This window comes from Corallococcus sicarius, from assembly GCF_003611735.1.
GTDB classification, from domain to species: Bacteria; Myxococcota; Myxococcia; order Myxococcales; family Myxococcaceae; genus Corallococcus; species Corallococcus sicarius.
The window spans coordinates 1-15,584 of sequence record NZ_RAWG01000002.1; the positions used below are offsets into that span (position 1 = coordinate 1).

Here is a 15,584-nt window from a genome sequence, read left to right on the forward strand (position 1 = left end):
GGGGGTACGGTAGGGGGGTGATGCCTTCCGTCCAACAGCTCCGCCCGTTCGCCTACGCGCCCGTCCAGGCGTTCCTGCAAGCCTCCGGTCCGGTGGTGCTCATCCAGCAGCCACCGGAGCCGGTGTTCCAGCAGGTGGCGCTGCGGCTGGCGGAGGCGCGCACGGTGGGCATGGCGCACCGCTCAAGGCTGGTGGACCGGCTGCTGGTGATGCTCCAGGGGTTCGACGCCCTGGAGGTGCACTTCCTGGGGCCGGAGTGGGACGGGCAGGAGCTGAAGGTGGGGCGCATGGAGGGCTGTGCGCTGATGGTGCACGAGCCGTCGGTGTCGAAGCATCACGCGGTGCTGCGCTGGCACGCGGCGCAGGGCACGTGCTCCGTGCAGGACCTGGGCTCCATGAACGGCACGTGGCTGAACACGGCGGCGCTGGGTGAGGGCGAGGTGCGGCTGCTCACGGACGGCGATGCGCTGTCGTTCGGGGACGCGCAGTTCCTCTACCTGCGGGCGGAGACGCTGCACTCGCACCTGCGGCTCGCGAGCCCGGGTGGGGGGATGTGACGGGCTATTCGGCGGGCAGTTCCTGGTAGGTGACGTCCGCGGGGCCCAGCCGCTGCACGACTTCGACGAAACGCTCGCTCACGACGTACGGGTTCGCGCCGTGATTGCCGAAGACGTCGAGCCCTTCGGGGATGGAGGAGCGCAGCAGCCAGCGCTTCGGCGGCAGGTCGAACATCTCGGGGCGACCACAGACGTCACACGGGGGCGTCTTCCATTCTCCGATGCAGTCGGGGTGCAGCTTCGCCAGCGGCCGCTTCTCCAGTTCGTAGAGCGCGGGCATGTTGCTTCGGCGGGACCTGAGCTCCATCCGGACCGCGATGATTCCGGTCAGGCCTTCGGCCTTGAGCAGCTCGACCGCGTCCTCACGGAGGACCACTTCCCAGGGTGGATCGCAGGAGATGGGACCGAACTTGCCTCTCGCCGTTCCGACCATGGGACCGAATGAGCTGCCTCCCTTGATGGGGATTTCGGGAGGAAGGAAGGGACGGATCAGGGCCACCAATCGCATGTACTCCGCGAAGCTCGTCGGCCCGGTCACCTGCGCGAGCATGGGTTCCTCCACGCCCGACAGATCCACCGACGGGTATGCTCCCATTCCCGCCCAGGTTCCGCACCGAGGGCACTCCACCCCTGGCAGGTGCCATCGGCGGTGCGTCCGATACTCTCCGCTCCATTGCCATTCCGCGTCCCTGGGCGGGCCACGAATTTCGAAGTAGCGCATGTCTCAGTTCTCGAAGGGCATGGGCATCAGGTCCACCTGCTGCCAGTAGGTCATCGTCAGTCCGAAGAGCCCATACTTCTGGATCATCCAGGAGGCATGTTCGAAATGACGTGGGATGCCCGCCTTGTCCCCTTCATCTTCGATGAAGTCCTTCCAGTCCTTGTTCCAAGGCCCACCCTTCGCACCGCGATGGATCCGCGCGTGAACCTCCGCATCGACCAACAGGACGTACTTGTGGATGTTGATGTCCTTCCGGACAAAATGATCCTTGAACGCCTGCGGGAACATGTGGTGCCGCTCCTTCGGCCGCTTCGCCCACGCCTCCTTCGCCTCCTGGCGTCGTAGCTCGCTCGGCAGTTTCTCGCGCGGGTGCCAGCGGAACACCATGACGGGCACTGCGTCACCCGGCAGCCCCTGGGCGCTACCCCAGTTCCGCTGAGGCCCGCTGCCGGGCGCCACGAACACCGGCACCGCCGCCGTGGCGCCTCGCGTGCGCACCACCCGGTTGGGCGCCAAGTCCTCGCACCGGAACAGTGCGCAGACGTCGTCCTCGCACACGTGCGCAAGGCACTGGTCCTCGTCGCGGTCCTCGCACTCCTGTGACTCGTCCGCCTCCGCCCACGCCTGCTCGGGTGAGAACGCCGGGGTCATCGGGGCCGACGCACACCCCGCCAGCAAGAACACCCACAGCCACCCCCCGCGCATGCCGCCTCCGACCTTGAACTTCTTCCCCGTTATTCCACGCTCAGGTGCCAGCCGTGGTGTGCCGTGACCCAGGCGAGCAGGCCCGGTGTCGGTCGTCCAGCGCGCGGTCAGGGGCCCCGTTATCCTGGGGCCTCCTCACACGGAAGAGCGCTGACACGATGGGAAGGCTCCTGGTCCTGCTGTTCGTCTACCTGAGCGCGTACCTCGTGCTGCGCAGGTTGTGGCCCGGCGTCATCCGCGGGTGGCGCCATGGCGTGCTGCTGGGCCTGATGGGGCTGTCGTTCGCGGCCTGGCTGGTGCCCGCGCTGACGGGTTACGGCCTCCACCACACGCCCCCGCTCCTCGTGCCCGTGAAGCTGTTCGCCGTCAGCTGGAGCATCGCCTCGCTGCTGGTGATGCTGCTCGGCCTGCCGTTGCTCGGGATGTCGCTCTGGGGCGCACGCCGACGCCAGAGCACGCCCCCGCCCGTGAACCTGGAGCGCCGGGGCCTGCTGGTGAAGGCCGGGCAGGCCATGCCCGTGCTCGCCGTGAGCGCCAGCTCCGTGGGCGTCGCGGGTGGCAGCCTGGGCTTCACCGTGCGCGAGGTGGAGGTGAAGCTGCGCGGCCTCCCCGCCGCGCTCGAGGGCTTCCGCATCGGGCAGATCACCGACGTCCACGTAGGCCCCTTCATCAGCCCCGAGTACCTGCGCGGCGCCGTGGACGCGATGAACGCGGCCGGCGTGGACCTCCAGGTGATGACGGGCGACCTCATCGACGACGTGGGCCAGGTGGACGCCACGATGGCCGCCCTCGCCTCGAACACCGCCCGCCACGGCATGCTCGCCGTCCTCGGCAACCACGAGCACTGGCGCGGGCTCGAAGAGGTGCTCGGCGGCTATGAGGCGCTGGCCCGTCGCAATGCCCCGGTCCGCCTGCTCGTGGACGAAACCCAGGTGCTGGAACACGCGGGCCAGCGCATCCGCGTGGTGGGCGTGGACTACCCCATGTCCAGGTCCAGGTCCGGCCGCAGCCAGCGCGTGCGCGACGAGCGCATGAAGGAGTCCGCGGAGGCGTCCTTCCAGGGCGGCGACCCGGACGACTTCGTCCTCTGCCTCTCCCACCACCCGGACTTCTTCTCCCACGCCGCCCAGCGCGGCGCCCGCCTCACGCTCGCCGGCCACACCCACGGCGGACAGGTGGCCTTCCTCGGGATTCCGCTGTTCGGCTTCGCCTTCAAGCACATGCTGGGGCGCTACCGCTTCCGCGACAGCCACCTCTACGTCTCCGGCGGCACCGGGCACTGGCTGCCCTTCCGCATCGGCGTGCCGCCGGAAGTGACGCTGCTCACGCTGCGCGGCGCCTGAGCGGCACCGCGCGCGGACTACGGCGAAGGCGCGACGAGTCGCAGGGGCGCATCCCGCCCCATCGCGATGAACGGGGCCCAGTAGTGCGGATGCGGGTGCGCGCCCCGCACCTCGCGCATCGCCTCGCGCAATGCCGTGGCCGTGCCCAGGCCCGCCAGCAGGTGGCGGTAATAGGTCTCCATCAGCACGCGGGTCGCCGCGTCATCCACCTTCCACAGGCTCATCACCACCGTCTCCGCTCCCGCCACGAGGAAGGCCCGGCGCAGCCCGTAGACCCCCTGCCCCCGCCGGACGTCGCCCCGGCCGGTGTCGCACGCGGACAGGACCACCAGCTGGGTGCCCCACAGGTCCAGTCCCGCCAGCTCCAGCGCCGTCACCAACGCGCTGCCGGACGATGCGCTGGGCGCGGCCCGGGGCTTCTGCGCGTTGGCCCCCGCGAAGAGCAGGCCGGAGCGCAGCAGCGGATCCGGCGGAGGCTGCGCGAGCGGATCCTCGCCCAGCGCGCCAAACTTCGCGAGCGCGCGGGAGCGCTCCGGAGCGACCGCGTCCTCCAGGAAGAAGCCGTGGGTGGCCAGGTGGAGGATGCCGGGCGTGGGCATCCGCAAGAGCCGCTCCCGGGTCGCCTCCGGGCCCAGGAAGAGCTGGGCCTGGGGAATCAGCCGCTGGATGGCCTCGGCCTCCTGACGCGAGCCCGGCAGCGGAACCAGGTTCCAGTCCCGGGGCACCTGCGCCGCGAGCCCTGACGAGACGGAGCGCTCGGGCCACAGGGGCGGCGCCTTCATGGGGGCCACGGGCGTGGCGTTGAAGGCCGGATCCGCGAGGACGACCACGGAGGAGGCAGGGGCGGAGCGCTGCGGACGGGGCAGCAGGTCCTTGCCGGAGGTGAGGTAGGTGAAGTCGTGGGTGTCGACAAGGAACCGCTGGCCGTCGTGGAGCGCGGCGAAGGGCACCAGGGCCAGCTGACCGTCCGGTGAGATGAAGAGGCGGTGCGCGTCGCCCAGCAGCGGGAGCAGGGGCCGGAAGGCGAGCTGGTAGAGCGCGGCGGCCTCGGGCTCGAAGCTGGCATCCTGACGGGCCAGGGCATCTCGCATGCGCGAGGCGGCCGCTTCGATGGGGCCCGCCGGACCGAGGTCGAGGGTGCGGATGCTCGCGTCGGGCAGGAGCACCAGGGCCAGACAGCGCAGCCGCGGCCCGGCGGTGCCTCGCCCGGACACGAGGGGGCGATCCTCGTAGGTGATGAACTCCACGAGCGCCCCGTCCCCAGGCAGGGCCGCGGCGACACGGTCGACGATGTCCGCGGGGGACGGCAGCGCGGCCAGCGCGCGCAGGGGGGCGGAGCGCCGGGCGAGGGTGGCTTCGAGCGCGTCACCCTGCTCGGCGAGGGCCTGGAGCCGCTGCCGGTAGACCTTCAGCGGCAGCACGCCGGGGCCCTGGAGCGACAGGCTGGCCAGCTGGGTGCGCAGGCTTCGCAGCTGCTCGAAGGTGCCGCGCTCCTCCGCGCCCAGGCTCTGGTAGACGGCCCGGGAGATGTCGGCGGTCTCCTCGACGGAGCGCCCCTTGAGCAGCAGCGCGGCGCTCAAGGCGAGGCGGCGCACGTCGGCGGAGTCGGGGTGCGCGCGCAGCAGCGCGTAGAGGCGCTCCTCGTCGGCGCGCAGCAGTTGGAGGAAGCTGGCCAGGCGCGCCTCGGAGAAGTCGAGCGCCTCCCTGCGCAGGCGCTGCTCGGACACGGTGAAGGCGCGCGTGAGCAACGGCACGGCCGCGTCCAGGCGAGCTTGAGCCAGCCGGAGGAAGGCCAGGTTGTTGAGCGAAGCGGCGAGCCCCGGATGGTCCCTGCCGAGCACCGCCTCCCGGATGGCGAGCGCGCGCTCGTAGAGCGGCTCCGCCCGGTCATACCGACCCTGCTCCCGGTGGAGCGTGGCGAGGTTGCTGAGCAGTCCCGCGACGTCGGGGTGGTTCTTGCCCACGCTCTCTTCCCACAGGACGAGGGCGCGCGCGTAGAGCGGTTCGGCCCGGGCGTACTGTCCCTGGTCCCGGTAGAGGGTGGCCAGGTTGTTGAGCAGGGCCGCGACGTGGGGATGGCGCTCGCCGAGCGTCCCCTCCCACAGCCTGAGCGCGCGCACGTAGAGCGGCTCCGCCCGGTGGTGCATCCCCCGCGCGAGGTAGAGGCTGGCCAGGTTGTTGAGCGAAGCGGCGAGGTCCGCGGGGTTGCCGTCCGAGGCCGCTTCCTGGAGGGCGATGGCGCGCACGTAGAGCGGCTCCGCCCGGTCGTAGATGCCCTGCTCCTGGTAGAGGTTGGCGAGGCTGTTGAGGGACTCGGCGACGTCCGGGTGCTTCTTGCCGAGCGCCTCCTCCCGGAGCGCGAGCGCGCGCACGTAGAGTGACTCCGCCCGGGCGTACTGCCCCTGGTCCTGGTAGAGCGTGGCCAGGTTGTTGAGCGAAGCCGCGAGGTCCGGGTGCTCCTTGCCAAGCTCCGCCTCCCGGAGTGCCAGCGCGCGGAGGTAGAGCGGTTCGGCCCGGGCGTACGCCCCCTGCTCCCGGTAGAGCAGGGCGAGGTTGTTGAGGGAGTCGGCGACGTCGGGGTGGTCCTTGCCGAGCACCGTTTCGCGCAGGGTGAGCGCGCGCACGTAGAGAGGCTCCGCCCGGCTGTACAGCCCGCGCTCCTGGTAGAGATTGGCCAGGCTGTTGAGCGAGTTGGAGAGGGCGGACTGGTTCCGGTTGAGGGTCAATTCCTGGCTGAGGAGGGCGCGCCCGGAGAGCCGCCGGTCCTTGCCGAACATGCTCTGGCGCCGGCCGAGCGCGTGCCCGTGCCCGTAGAACCCCCCGGCATGGCGGTCCAGCTCCATCTCCGGAGAGGAGGTGAAGGCGAGGAGTCGGACCGCGGTGACGGACGCCAGGGTGTCGTGGTCCACGGCCGTCTCCCGGATGACGAGCGCGCGCTCCAGGCGTTTCTCAGCCCGCTCGAAGTCCCCCTGGAGCCGGTGCAGCTCCCCCAGCAGGTGCAGACAGTGGGCGACCTCCGGATGGGCGCTGCCGAGCACCGACTCCCCCAGCGCGAGCGCGCGCTCGGCCAGCGCCAGGGCCTCTGTGTACCGGCCCTCGTCGTACAGGACGATGGCCTGGGTATAGGCCTCGCGGGCCTCCTCCAGCCGGGCCTCCGGAGACTCGCCTCCAGCGGGCATTCTCGCGGCGCAGCCCAGGGCCAGCACCACCATCCATCCGAGAATCCACCGCATGATTCGGCTCCTCCTCCGGGACCGACCGGGGGCCCGCGACGGGCCAGCGTCCCTGGAGAGCCCGGGAGCGGAGAAATCATGCAGCACGTCCCGCGCGTGGGTGGAGGGTGCCTACTGACCGTAGCCCTTGAACTGCTCGAACACGCGCGCCATCTCCGCGTCGTCCAGCACCACGGGCTCGCCCACCTGGAGCGCGCGCCAGTACATGGCCGCCAGCGTCTCCACCTCCACCGCCAGCTTGTAGGCCGCCGGCAGATCCACGCCCACCGCCACGAGGCCGTGGTTCGCGAGCAGGCACGCCTTGCGGCCCTCCAGCGCCACCATCATGTGCCGCGCCAGCTCCGGCGTGCCGAAGGTCGCGTACTCCGCGCACCGCACGTCCGTACCGCCCGCCGCGGAGACCATGTAGTGGAACGCCGGGATGCCCCGGCGCAGACACGCCAGCGTGGTGCTGAACATGCTGTGCGAGTGCAGCACCGCGCCCACCTCCGGACGCGCCACCAGGATGTCGTGATGTAGCCGCCACTCCGACGACGGCTTGCGCGGCCCTTCGTGCGTGCCATCGAAGCGCATGAGGACCAGGTCCTCCGGCGTCATCGTCTCGTAGTTCATCCCCGAGGGCGTGAGGAGGAAGCCGCCCTCCACCCGCTGGCTCAGGTTGCCCGACGTGCCCTGGTTCAGCCCGGAGGTGTTCATCCGTCGCGCGGTGACCACCATCGCCTCGCGCAGCGCTCCGTGCCCCATCACTTCGAAAGACTCCGCCCCGCGCGCCGCTCCGGGAAGAGCGACAAGAGCCCCTCCTCCGTCGCCGCACACACGCCCCGCTCGGTGATGAGCGCCGTGACGAGCCGCGCGGGCGTCACGTCGAACGCGTAGTTCGCCGCGGTGCTCCCCTGCGGGGTGATGCGCACCGTGGCGATGTCCCCCGACGGCAGCCGGCCCGTCACGTCGCTGAGCTCCGTGCCCTCGCGCTGCTCGATGGGGATCTGCTTCACGCCGTCTTGAATGGTCCAGTCCACCGTGGGCGACGGCAGCGCGACGTAGAACGGCACCCCGTTGTCCTTCGCCGCGAGCGCCTTCAGGTAGGTGCCAATCTTGTTCGCCACGTCGCCGTGCGCCGTCGTGCGGTCCGTCCCGACGATGCACAGGTCCACGTCCCCGTGCTGCATCAGGTGGCCGCCCACGTTGTCCGCGATGACGGTGTGCGGGACGCCGTGCTGGCCCAGCTCCCACGCCGTCAGCACCGCGCCCTGGTTGCGAGGCCGCGTCTCATCCACCCAGATGTGCACCGGCAGGCCCGCGTCGTGCGCCAGGTACATGGGCGCGAGCGCCGTGCCCCAGTCCACCGTCGCGAGCCACCCCGCGTTGCAGTGCGTGAGCACGTTGAGCCGCCCCTTGCGGCCCTTCTTGTCCCACGCCTCCTGGAACAACTTCAGCCCGTGCTCGCCAATGGCCCGGTTGATGGCCACGTCCTCGTCGCACAGCGCCGCCGCGTGCTGGTACGCCGCCGCCACCCGCTCCGAGGGCTTCAGCGGCGTCAACACGTGCCGCATCCCATCCAGCGCCCAGTGCAGGTTCACCGCCGTGGGGCGCGTGGCCCGGAGCATCGTCAGCGCGCGCTCCAGCGCGGCGTCGGACGCATCCTCGCGCATGGCCAGACACACGCCGTACGCCGCCGTGGCGCCAATCAGCGGCGCGCCCCGCACGAGCATGCTGCGGATGGCGTGGCCCGCCTCGTCCGCCGTCTGGAGCTTCACCTTCACGAACGCATGGGGCAGGCGCGTCTGGTCGATGACGCCCACGGACCACCCGTCGGACTCGACCCAGATGGAGCGCATCGGCTCGCCTTGGACTTTCATCGCCGTGTCTCCTTCGTTCAGCGCTTGAGGACGCGGCCCGCCACCGCGGAGAGCTTCTCCACCAGGGCCGGGTCGCGCACTTCCGGAGCGGTCATGATGGCGTGGTCCAACGCGTTCTGGCAGCCGCTGCGGCACGGGGCGCCATGGGTGTTCACGAGCGGCGCCACGTTCTTCACCAGCCCGCGCGCCTTGCCCGCGTTGCCCAGCAGCACCGCCACCACCTGGTCCACCGTCACCGCGTCGTGGTCCGGATGCCAGCAGTCGAAGTCCGTGACCATCGACACGCTCGCGTAGCAGATCTCCGCTTCACGGGCGAGCTTGGCCTCCGGCATGTTCGTCATGCCAATCACATCACAACCCCACTGCCGGTACAGCTTGCTCTCCGCCAGCGTGGAGAACTGCGGGCCCTCCATCACCAGGTACGTGCCGCCGCGCACGAGCTTGATGTCCAATCCCTCGCACGCCGCCACCACCGCGTCGCCCAGGCGCGAACACACCGGCTTCGCCATGGACACGTGCGCCACCAGCCCCGTGGAGAAGAAGCTCTTCACGCGGGAGAAGGTGCGGTCCACGAACTGATCCACCACCACGAAGGTGCCCGGCGGCAGGTCCTCGCGCAGGCTGCCCACCGCGGAGATGGACAGGATGTCCGTCACGCCGCTGCGCTTCAACGCGTCGATGTTCGCCCGGAAGTTCAGCTCCGAGGGCGGGATGCGGTGCCCCCGCCCGTGGCGCGGCAGGAACACCACCGGCTGGTCGCCAATGCGCCCGAAGCAGAACTCGTCCGACGTCTCACCGAAGGGCGACGCCACCCGGCGCCACGACACATCCGTGAGGCCGTCAATCTGGTACAGGCCGCTGCCGCCGATGATGCCCAGCACGGGCGGGTTGGAACTCGACATGGTGGAGACTCCGGAAGGGGGACGGCTCAAGCGAACTTCAGGACACGCGCGCGAACGGGTCGAGCGACGTGAAGTCAGGAAACGTCGGGTGCCCGTGGCCGGGGGGGATGGCCACCTCGCCCCGGTCCAGGCAGGCCGTGGAGAGCCCCGCCTGCCTTGCCGCGTGCAGTTCCGCCACGCTGTCCGACAGGAACAGGATGTCGCCCGGCGGCAGCTCCAGCGCCTGGGCAATCTTCGTGTACGACGCGGCCTCCACCTTGGGGCCGGTGGTGGTGTCGAAGTAGCCGGAGAACAGCGGCGTCAGGTCCCCCTCCACGCTGTAGCCGAAGATCAGCTTCTGAGCGGCCACGCTGCCGGAGGAATAGACATACAAGCGCAGGCCCCGCGCATGCCACGCGCGCAGCGCCCGGGCCGCGTCCGCGTGTACGTGGCCCTTCAAGTCCCCGCGCGCGTAGCCGTCCGCCCAGATGAGGCCCTGGAGCGTCTTGAGCGGCGTGGCCTTGCGGTCCTCGTCCAGCCAGCGCTGGAGCAGCGCCACCGTGCTCACGTCGTCCAGCCCGGGCTCACCCGCGAGCGTGCGGGCGTCCGAAAGGCACTGGCGCACGGTGGGCTCATTGCCGTGCAGGGCGACGTACTCCACCAGGTGCTTGCGGGCGAAGGGGAAGAGCACGTCCTTCACGAAGGCGATGGAGCTGGTGGTGCCCTCGATGTCGGTGACGACGGCGACGGGGCCGCTCACGGCTCGTACTTCGGGAAGCGGTCGGCGATGGTCTCGCCGGTGAAGTTGCCCACCCAGCCGTCCGGCCGGATGAAGAAGCGGATGGCCGCGAACAGGGGCGCGGGGCCCATGTCGAACCAGTGCTTCATCCCCTCCGGCACGCTGATGAGGTCGCCGCGCGTGCAGACCACCTGGAAGACCTTGTCCTGGGCGTGCAGGTAGAAGCAGCCGCTGCCCTCCACCATGATGCGCGACTCGTCCTCCGTGTGGGTGTGCTCGGAGAGGAACTTCTGGCGCGCCTGCAGCACGTTGGGCGCGTCCGGCTTGATGCGCACCACGTCCACGGTGTTGTAGCCGTGCGCCTTCTTCTCCGCGTCCACCACGTGCTGGTAGGCCGCGAGCACCTCGTCCTGCCCTGCCCCGTCCGGCAGCGCCACGGACGCGTCCACGCGCTCGAAGCGCACGCCGATGGGCGCCAGCTCCCGGCCGATGTCCTTGGGTTCGGTGAAGACGCCCAGCGGCTCCGCCGGGTGGTGTTCCTTGTAGACCGTCAGGTAGCTCATCGCCGCACCTTCATCTTCTCGAGTTCGTACGTCAGCAGGTGTTCCAGCGCCACCACGTGGCGGCGCGCCTCGGCCATGCTCCGGCCCCAGGTGTACAGCCCGTGGCCGGCAATCAGATACGCCACCAGGTCCGTCCGCTTCTCCAGGAGCGCCGTCACCTTCGTCGCCAGCCGGGGGATGTCCTGGTCGTTGGGGAAGATGGGAATGGACACCGCCGCTTCGTGCGTGCGGGTGTCGCCCAGCGCCTTGAGCAGTTCGAAGTCCTGGAGGACCAGCTCGCCCTCCGGCAGCTTCAGGTTCGACAGCAGCGCGGCCACCACGGAGTGCGTGTGCAGCACCGCCTGGGCCTCCGGCCGGTCGCGGTACAGCTGCAGGTGCAGCGGAGTCTCCGCGGACGAGCCCTTCGGCGGCGGCGCGTGGATGTCCGCCACCAGCACGTCCGCCTCCACCAGCTCCCCCTTGTCCACGCCGGAGCGCGTGACGGCGGCCGTGCGGGCATCCAGGCGACGGGAGAAGTTGCCGCTGGTGGCGGGCACGAAGTTGCGCACGCTGAGGAAGCGGCCCACCTCGACGATTTCACGGGCGGCTTCGGACAGGGTGGCGGCGGGGGCCGGGTTGACGCTCATCCATCCCTCGGGGGAAGCAGGACGCGATGAAACATCGCGTTGATGACACGCACCATAATCCGGGGCTGTCGGGTAGGCGCAAGGGAACGCGACGCGGGCGGTCATGCGCCGGCGGGCCGGCTCAGGGGCTCCCGAGCGCGAACGTGGCCAGGCGCGCGAACTCCTTCTGGTCGTTCCCCTCCAGCACGTCGTTGTGGCCCGCGCCGGGCACGGTCACCACCGTGGCGTGGGGGAAGCGCTGGCCCAGCGTGCGGCCCATCTCCACCGGGATGACGGCGTCCTGTTCGCCGTGGATGACGAGCACCGGGATGGGGATGGCGGGGGCCTTGGAGAGGGAGTCGTAGCGGTCGCGCATCAGCAGCGACGCGGGCAGGAAGGGCAAGGCGCGCTGGCCCATGGCCACCATGGACGTGTACGGCGCCGTCAGCACCATGCGGGCGCCGTACCCGCGCCGCGCCATCTCCACCGCGACGCCCGTGCCCAGGCTGCGCCCGCTGAGCACCACCTGCTCCGGCTTCACGCCCTGCTCGCGCAGGAACTGGAGCGCCGCCTCGCCGGCCGCGTACAGGCCCGCCTCCGAGGGGCTGCCCGGCGACGCGCCGTAGCCCGGGTACTCCACCGCGAGGAAGCCCAGGCCCGCGTCCCCCAGCCCCTGGCCCAGCCCCACCTGCGACAGGAGGTGCTCGCCGTTGCCGTGGAAGTGCACCACCGTGGGCGCTCCCGGCGGCGCGGGCAGGTAGAAGATGTCCACCTTGAGCCCCGCGGCCAGCGGCACCTGGCTGAAGCCGGGACGCTGCCGGAGCGCGTCGGGCGAGGTGTGGGGCGCGGGGTAGATGAGGGCGCCCTGCGCGGCGAAGGCGAGCGCGCACAGCGCGAAGTACAGCATTCCGAAGATGAAGAGGACGGCCATGAGCGGGCGGCGGGGACGGTTCACACCGCCAGTCCATCACATCGCGCGCGGCTCCGGCGGTGCTTCGTCGGAGCCGCGAGGAGGCAGGGTCAGTGCAGCATCGTCGCGAAGAACGTCATGCCCAGGTGGACCGCGGACGCGACCACCAGCCCCGCGCCCACCAGCGCGGCCATCGTGAGGGCCATGGGGTTGCGGTCCGCGGCGCGGAGGCCCTGGTGGAAGGTCTTCTTCAGGAACGTGCGCTGGCACTGCACGTGGATGCGGCCCTCCAGCGCGGCCTGGAGCTGGAGCAGCATGTCGTCCACCGACGCGTAGCGCTGCGCGGGGTCCTTGCTCATCCCCTTCGCCACGAACCACAGCAGCTCCGCGGGCACCGGGCCCTGCGCGCTCTTGACGTGCAGGGGCAACAGGGTGACCTCACGGGTCTGCACGGCGGTCATGATCTCCGGCACCGACGTGAGCCCCTCCAGGTAGTGCGTCAGGCCGAGCAGTTCGTGGAAGAGCACGGACAGGCTGTAGATGTCGCTGCGCGCGTCCATCGTGTCGTGCTCGCCGCGCGCCTGCTCCGGGGACATGTAGAGCGGCGTGCCCACCACGGAGCCCAGCTCCGTGTGCAGCGGCCGGGCGTGCTGGAGGTCCGACGACGTGGCGCCGCCGGTGGCCCCCTGCGTGGGAGCGCCCGCGCCGACCTTGCGCGCGAGGCCCCAGTCCAGCACGGTCACTTCACCGAAGGGGCCGACCATGATGTTCGCGGGCTTCAGGTCGCGGTGGATGAACCCCTTGCCGTGCGCGTACGACAGCGCGTGCAGCACGCCCATGAAGATCTGCACCCGCACCTGGAACGGGTAGCGCACGAGCGCGTTCAGGTCCGCGGCGCGCAGGCGGGCGATGATGGACTCCAGCGTCTCGCCCTGCAGGTGCTTCATCATGAAGAAATAGCGGCCCTGATCATCCACGCCCACGTCGTGCACCGGCACGATGTTCGGGTGGTCCAGCGTGCCCACGGTGCGGATCTCCTCCACGAAGCGCAGCACCCGGTCCAGCTCCGCGCCCGGCGGCAGCCGCTTGAGCGCCACCTCCCGCTCGATGTCGTGGTCGCGGATCAACACCACCTCGCCCATGCCGCCCTGGCCCAGCGGCCGCACCTCTTCGAAGCGCTCGCGCTGCAGGGGCACCACGCTGGGCTGCGCGCCCGTCCACTCCACCCGGGGCAGCACCGTGTTCCGGCGGCTGCTCGTCGTGGAGCCGGAGCCGGGAGTGAGCGTGGGCGCGAGCTCCGAACGAGAGGACGGAGAGAGGAGCGTGTTTTCCAGGCCAGCCGCGAGCGATTGCCTCATGGGCGCCAGGAATAGCAGGCACCGAGTGCGCGCGCCCACCTACGCGCAGTCCCTGACGCAACCGCGCGAAACCACTGGGCTGGCGACCAGCCGGGCGTCACTCCGCCGGGGTGAAGGGCACGTCGAGCACCGGCAATTTCGTAGCGCCGGGCAGGTCGTAATGCCACCACTCCATCTTGTTGCGCTGGAAGCCCGCGCCCTCCATCGCCTTGCGCAGCACCTCCCGGTGCTCGCGCGAGGCGGGGGTGCCGCCCTTGTAGCCGTGGTGCGCCGAAGGGGTGAAGTCGTCGAAGGCGGTGGGCATCTCCACCTCGCCCCCGTCGGCCGTGGCCAGCGTCAGGTCCACCGCGCCGCCCCGGTTGTGGTTGGAGCCCTTGGCCGGGTTCGCCACGTAGCCGGGCTTGGGCAAGATCTTCCACATCTCGTACTGCACCGCGCGCGGGCGGTAGCAGTCGTAGACCTTCAGCCGGTAGCCCTGGGGGCGCAGCACGTCCGCGGCCTGCTTCAGGCGCTTCACCGAGTCCGGCAACAACAGACACCGCGCCCCGTCCGGGTACACCTGCTTCTTGAGGAAGTTGTCCTTCGTCGCGTAGCGCAGGTCCAGCATCAGGTCCGGGATGACGGTGGTCGCGTCCACCAGCTCCACCTTCGGCGCGGCGGCCTTCGGCTTCGCGTCCTCGGCCAGGGCCGGAGCGCTTCCCAGCAGCATCACGGCCAGCGCGAGTCCCTTCGTTGTCGTCCGCATCACCGCACCCCTTCCACGTAGGTCGTCGGGTCCGCCACGCCGGCTTCCTGGAAGCCCCTGGCGCGCAGCAGGCAGCTGTCGCAGCGGCCACAGGCGCGGCCCTGGGGATCCGGGTCGTAGCAGGAGAGCGTCATGCCGTAGTCCACGCCCAGCTTCACGCCGGCCTGGATGATCTGCGCCTTGGTGAGCCCGGAGAGCGGCGCGTGCACCTGGAAGCGCGCGCCCTCCACGCCCGCCTTGGTGGCCAGCTGGGCCATGGCCTCGAAGGAGCGGATGAACTCCGGGCGGCAGTCGGGGTAGCCGCTGTAGTCCACCGCGTTGACGCCGATGTAGAGGTCGGTGGCGCCCACCACCTCCGCGAGCCCCAGCGCCAGCGAGAGGAACAGCGCGTTGCGCGCGGGCACGTAGGTGATGGGGACGTCGTGGGACATGGCGTCCTCGGTGCGGTCCTTGGGCACCGGGATGTCGTCCGTGAGGGCCGAGCCCCCAATCTGCCGCAGGTCCACGTTCACCACGCGCACGTCGCGCACGCCCATCGCCTGCGCCACCTTGCGCGCGCGCTCCAACTCCACCGTGTGGCGCTGACCGTAGGAGATGGACAGGCACACCGGCTCGAAGCCGTCCGCCTTCGCCATCGCCACACAGGTCGTCGAATCCAGTCCGCCGGACAGGAGCACCACCGCACGCTTCGCCATGCCATCCTCCACTTCGGGGCGGCGGACGTTACACGACGGGGCGGTGCCCCGGGGGCTTCAGTCCTGCCGGTCGCCTCTCACCGTGTACACGGTGGTGCAAGTGGCTGGCTGGCATTTGCAGGTCGGGCCCTTGCCCGGCAGGAAGACGTCCGTGAGCGTGCCGCACGCGAGCGACACGTCGTAGCCGTTCTCCGTGGGGGCGGGGATGTCGCCCTCGGGGACGCCGCCGTCCAGGCGCGTGCAGTCGCGCGCCACGTTGCGCGCCTGGCTGTCGCTCAGGAGCATGACGTTCAGCGACTCCTCGATTTCGGAGTCCTCGCAGCCGGTGCCGCACGAGGCGCGGGGCGCGGTGGCCCGGTGGGTGGAGCTGACGCTCTGGCCGGTGTAGCCGGCGTCGCGCGTGAAGCCCAGCACGGTGAGGAAGCCCGTGCCCGCGTCGGTGTCGCGCGAGAAGGTGCCTTCGAAATAGAAGACGCCCGCGTCGTCCAGCTGCGCGAAGTCGCGCGAGCCCGCGTCGCAGGTGGTGCGCGCCGCGTCCAGCTTCGCCTGGAAGCGGAAGGAGCCCAGCACCTGGTTGCCCGGGTACACGGGGTCGGTGAAACAACCCACCGCCACGGCCAGGGCCGCCGCGGGGAAGAGCGCCAGTGCGAGTCGCTTCAGGTGCATGCGG

At 70.6% G+C, this 15,584-nt stretch carries 16 protein-coding genes; 2 read left to right on the top strand and 14 right to left on the bottom strand.

The features are described 5' to 3' along the window. The first annotated feature begins 20 nt into the window (after positions 1–20). A complete protein-coding gene (locus tag D7X12_RS00335; RefSeq protein WP_120623265.1) occupies positions 21–557 on the top strand; it encodes an FHA domain-containing protein in 537 nt (178 codons plus the stop codon). A gap of 4 nt (positions 558–561) precedes the next feature. Here the strand turns inward: D7X12_RS00335 and sitI6 are convergent, their stop codons facing one another. Then, on the bottom strand, positions 562–1,278 hold the full coding sequence (gene sitI6, locus D7X12_RS00340; RefSeq protein ID WP_120623266.1) for a SitI6 family double-CXXCG motif immunity protein: 717 nt from the start codon (positions 1,276–1,278) through the stop codon (positions 562–564). A 3-nt stretch (positions 1,279–1,281) separates the two neighbouring features. Beyond that, entirely contained in the window at positions 1,282–1,983 is a 702-nt protein-coding gene (gene sitA6, locus D7X12_RS00345) for a SitA6 family polymorphic toxin lipoprotein (RefSeq protein ID WP_120623267.1), read from the bottom strand. Positions 1,984–2,141: 158 nt separating this feature from the next. On the opposite strand from sitA6, the gene D7X12_RS00350 reads away from it, so the two are divergent. Continuing rightward, complete coding sequence (locus D7X12_RS00350; protein WP_120623268.1) at positions 2,142–3,326, top strand: metallophosphoesterase; 1,185 nt, start codon at positions 2,142–2,144, stop codon at positions 3,324–3,326. A 17-nt stretch (positions 3,327–3,343) separates the two neighbouring features. On the opposite strand, the gene D7X12_RS00355 is transcribed toward D7X12_RS00350, so the two are convergent. The 12 genes from D7X12_RS00355 to D7X12_RS00410 all read right to left on the bottom strand — a co-directional run bounded on the left by D7X12_RS00355 (position 3,344) and on the right by D7X12_RS00410 (position 15,580). Beyond that, positions 3,344–6,559 (bottom strand): CHAT domain-containing tetratricopeptide repeat protein, encoded by a 3,216-nt coding sequence (locus tag D7X12_RS00355; protein WP_120623269.1) that lies wholly within the window; start codon positions 6,557–6,559, stop codon positions 3,344–3,346. Between the two features lie 111 nt (positions 6,560–6,670). Then, a complete protein-coding gene (locus tag D7X12_RS00360) occupies positions 6,671–7,303 on the bottom strand; it encodes a class II aldolase/adducin family protein (protein ID WP_120623270.1) in 633 nt (210 codons plus the stop codon). Next, complete coding sequence (mtnA, locus tag D7X12_RS00365; RefSeq protein ID WP_120623271.1) at positions 7,303–8,418, bottom strand: S-methyl-5-thioribose-1-phosphate isomerase; 1,116 nt, start codon at positions 8,416–8,418, stop codon at positions 7,303–7,305. Before mtnA ends, D7X12_RS00360 begins: the two co-directional genes overlap by 1 nt. Positions 8,419–8,435: 17 nt before the next feature. After that, a complete protein-coding gene (locus D7X12_RS00370) occupies positions 8,436–9,320 on the bottom strand; it encodes an S-methyl-5'-thioadenosine phosphorylase (RefSeq protein ID WP_120623272.1) in 885 nt (294 codons plus the stop codon). Positions 9,321–9,357: 37 nt separating this feature from the next. After that, positions 9,358–10,059 (bottom strand): acireductone synthase, encoded by a 702-nt coding sequence (gene mtnC, locus D7X12_RS00375; protein ID WP_120623273.1) that lies wholly within the window; start codon positions 10,057–10,059, stop codon positions 9,358–9,360. Continuing rightward, a complete protein-coding gene (locus D7X12_RS00380; RefSeq protein ID WP_120623274.1) occupies positions 10,056–10,601 on the bottom strand; it encodes a 1,2-dihydroxy-3-keto-5-methylthiopentene dioxygenase in 546 nt (181 codons plus the stop codon). Before D7X12_RS00380 ends, mtnC begins: the two co-directional genes overlap by 4 nt. Beyond that, a complete protein-coding gene (locus tag D7X12_RS00385; protein ID WP_120613980.1) occupies positions 10,598–11,227 on the bottom strand; it encodes a methylthioribulose 1-phosphate dehydratase in 630 nt (209 codons plus the stop codon). Before D7X12_RS00385 ends, D7X12_RS00380 begins: the two co-directional genes overlap by 4 nt. A 121-nt stretch (positions 11,228–11,348) precedes the next feature. Further along, complete coding sequence (locus D7X12_RS00390; RefSeq protein WP_244224257.1) at positions 11,349–12,161, bottom strand: alpha/beta hydrolase; 813 nt, start codon at positions 12,159–12,161, stop codon at positions 11,349–11,351. A gap of 65 nt (positions 12,162–12,226) precedes the next feature. Then, entirely contained in the window at positions 12,227–13,474 is a 1,248-nt protein-coding gene (locus tag D7X12_RS00395; protein ID WP_120623276.1) for a serine/threonine-protein kinase, read from the bottom strand. Positions 13,475–13,571: 97 nt separating this feature from the next. After that, positions 13,572–14,219, bottom strand: a complete 648-nt coding sequence (gene ddpX / locus D7X12_RS00400; protein WP_208718743.1) for a D-alanyl-D-alanine dipeptidase — start codon at positions 14,217–14,219, stop codon at positions 13,572–13,574. After that, complete coding sequence (gene queC, locus D7X12_RS00405) at positions 14,219–14,914, bottom strand: 7-cyano-7-deazaguanine synthase QueC (protein ID WP_120623277.1); 696 nt, start codon at positions 14,912–14,914, stop codon at positions 14,219–14,221. The genes ddpX and queC overlap by 1 nt, the downstream gene beginning before the upstream one ends. A 57-nt stretch (positions 14,915–14,971) precedes the next feature. After that, positions 14,972–15,580, bottom strand: coding sequence for a hypothetical protein (locus tag D7X12_RS00410; protein ID WP_120623278.1), 609 nt, complete (start codon positions 15,578–15,580; stop codon positions 14,972–14,974). Positions 15,581–15,584: the final 4 nt, after the last annotated feature.

Excerpts from the sequence above, each read along its gene's own strand:
- D7X12_RS00380 (WP_120623274.1), bottom strand. The coding sequence starts at position 10,601 with ATGAGCTACCTGACGGTCTACAAGGAACACCACCCGGCGGAGCCGCTG.
- D7X12_RS00335 (WP_120623265.1), top strand. The coding sequence starts at position 21 with ATGCCTTCCGTCCAACAGCTCCGCCCGTTCGCCTACGCGCCCGTCCAG.
- ddpX (WP_208718743.1), bottom strand. The coding sequence starts at position 14,219 with ATGCGGACGACAACGAAGGGACTCGCGCTGGCCGTGATGCTGCTGGGA.
- D7X12_RS00360 (WP_120623270.1), bottom strand. The coding sequence starts at position 7,303 with ATGGGGCACGGAGCGCTGCGCGAGGCGATGGTGGTCACCGCGCGACGG.
- D7X12_RS00350 (WP_120623268.1), top strand. The coding sequence starts at position 2,142 with ATGGGAAGGCTCCTGGTCCTGCTGTTCGTCTACCTGAGCGCGTACCTC.
- D7X12_RS00410 (WP_120623278.1), bottom strand. The coding sequence starts at position 15,580 with ATGCACCTGAAGCGACTCGCACTGGCGCTCTTCCCCGCGGCGGCCCTG.
- sitA6 (WP_120623267.1), bottom strand. The coding sequence starts at position 1,983 with ATGCGCGGGGGGTGGCTGTGGGTGTTCTTGCTGGCGGGGTGTGCGTCG.
- mtnA (WP_120623271.1), bottom strand. The coding sequence starts at position 8,418 with ATGAAAGTCCAAGGCGAGCCGATGCGCTCCATCTGGGTCGAGTCCGAC.
- D7X12_RS00355 (WP_120623269.1), bottom strand. The coding sequence starts at position 6,559 with ATGCGGTGGATTCTCGGATGGATGGTGGTGCTGGCCCTGGGCTGCGCC.
- D7X12_RS00370 (WP_120623272.1), bottom strand. The coding sequence starts at position 9,320 with ATGTCGAGTTCCAACCCGCCCGTGCTGGGCATCATCGGCGGCAGCGGC.
- queC (WP_120623277.1), bottom strand. The coding sequence starts at position 14,914 with ATGGCGAAGCGTGCGGTGGTGCTCCTGTCCGGCGGACTGGATTCGACG.
- D7X12_RS00385 (WP_120613980.1), bottom strand. The coding sequence starts at position 11,227 with ATGAGCGTCAACCCGGCCCCCGCCGCCACCCTGTCCGAAGCCGCCCGT.
- D7X12_RS00395 (WP_120623276.1), bottom strand. The coding sequence starts at position 13,474 with ATGAGGCAATCGCTCGCGGCTGGCCTGGAAAACACGCTCCTCTCTCCG.
- sitI6 (WP_120623266.1), bottom strand. The coding sequence starts at position 1,278 with ATGCGCTACTTCGAAATTCGTGGCCCGCCCAGGGACGCGGAATGGCAA.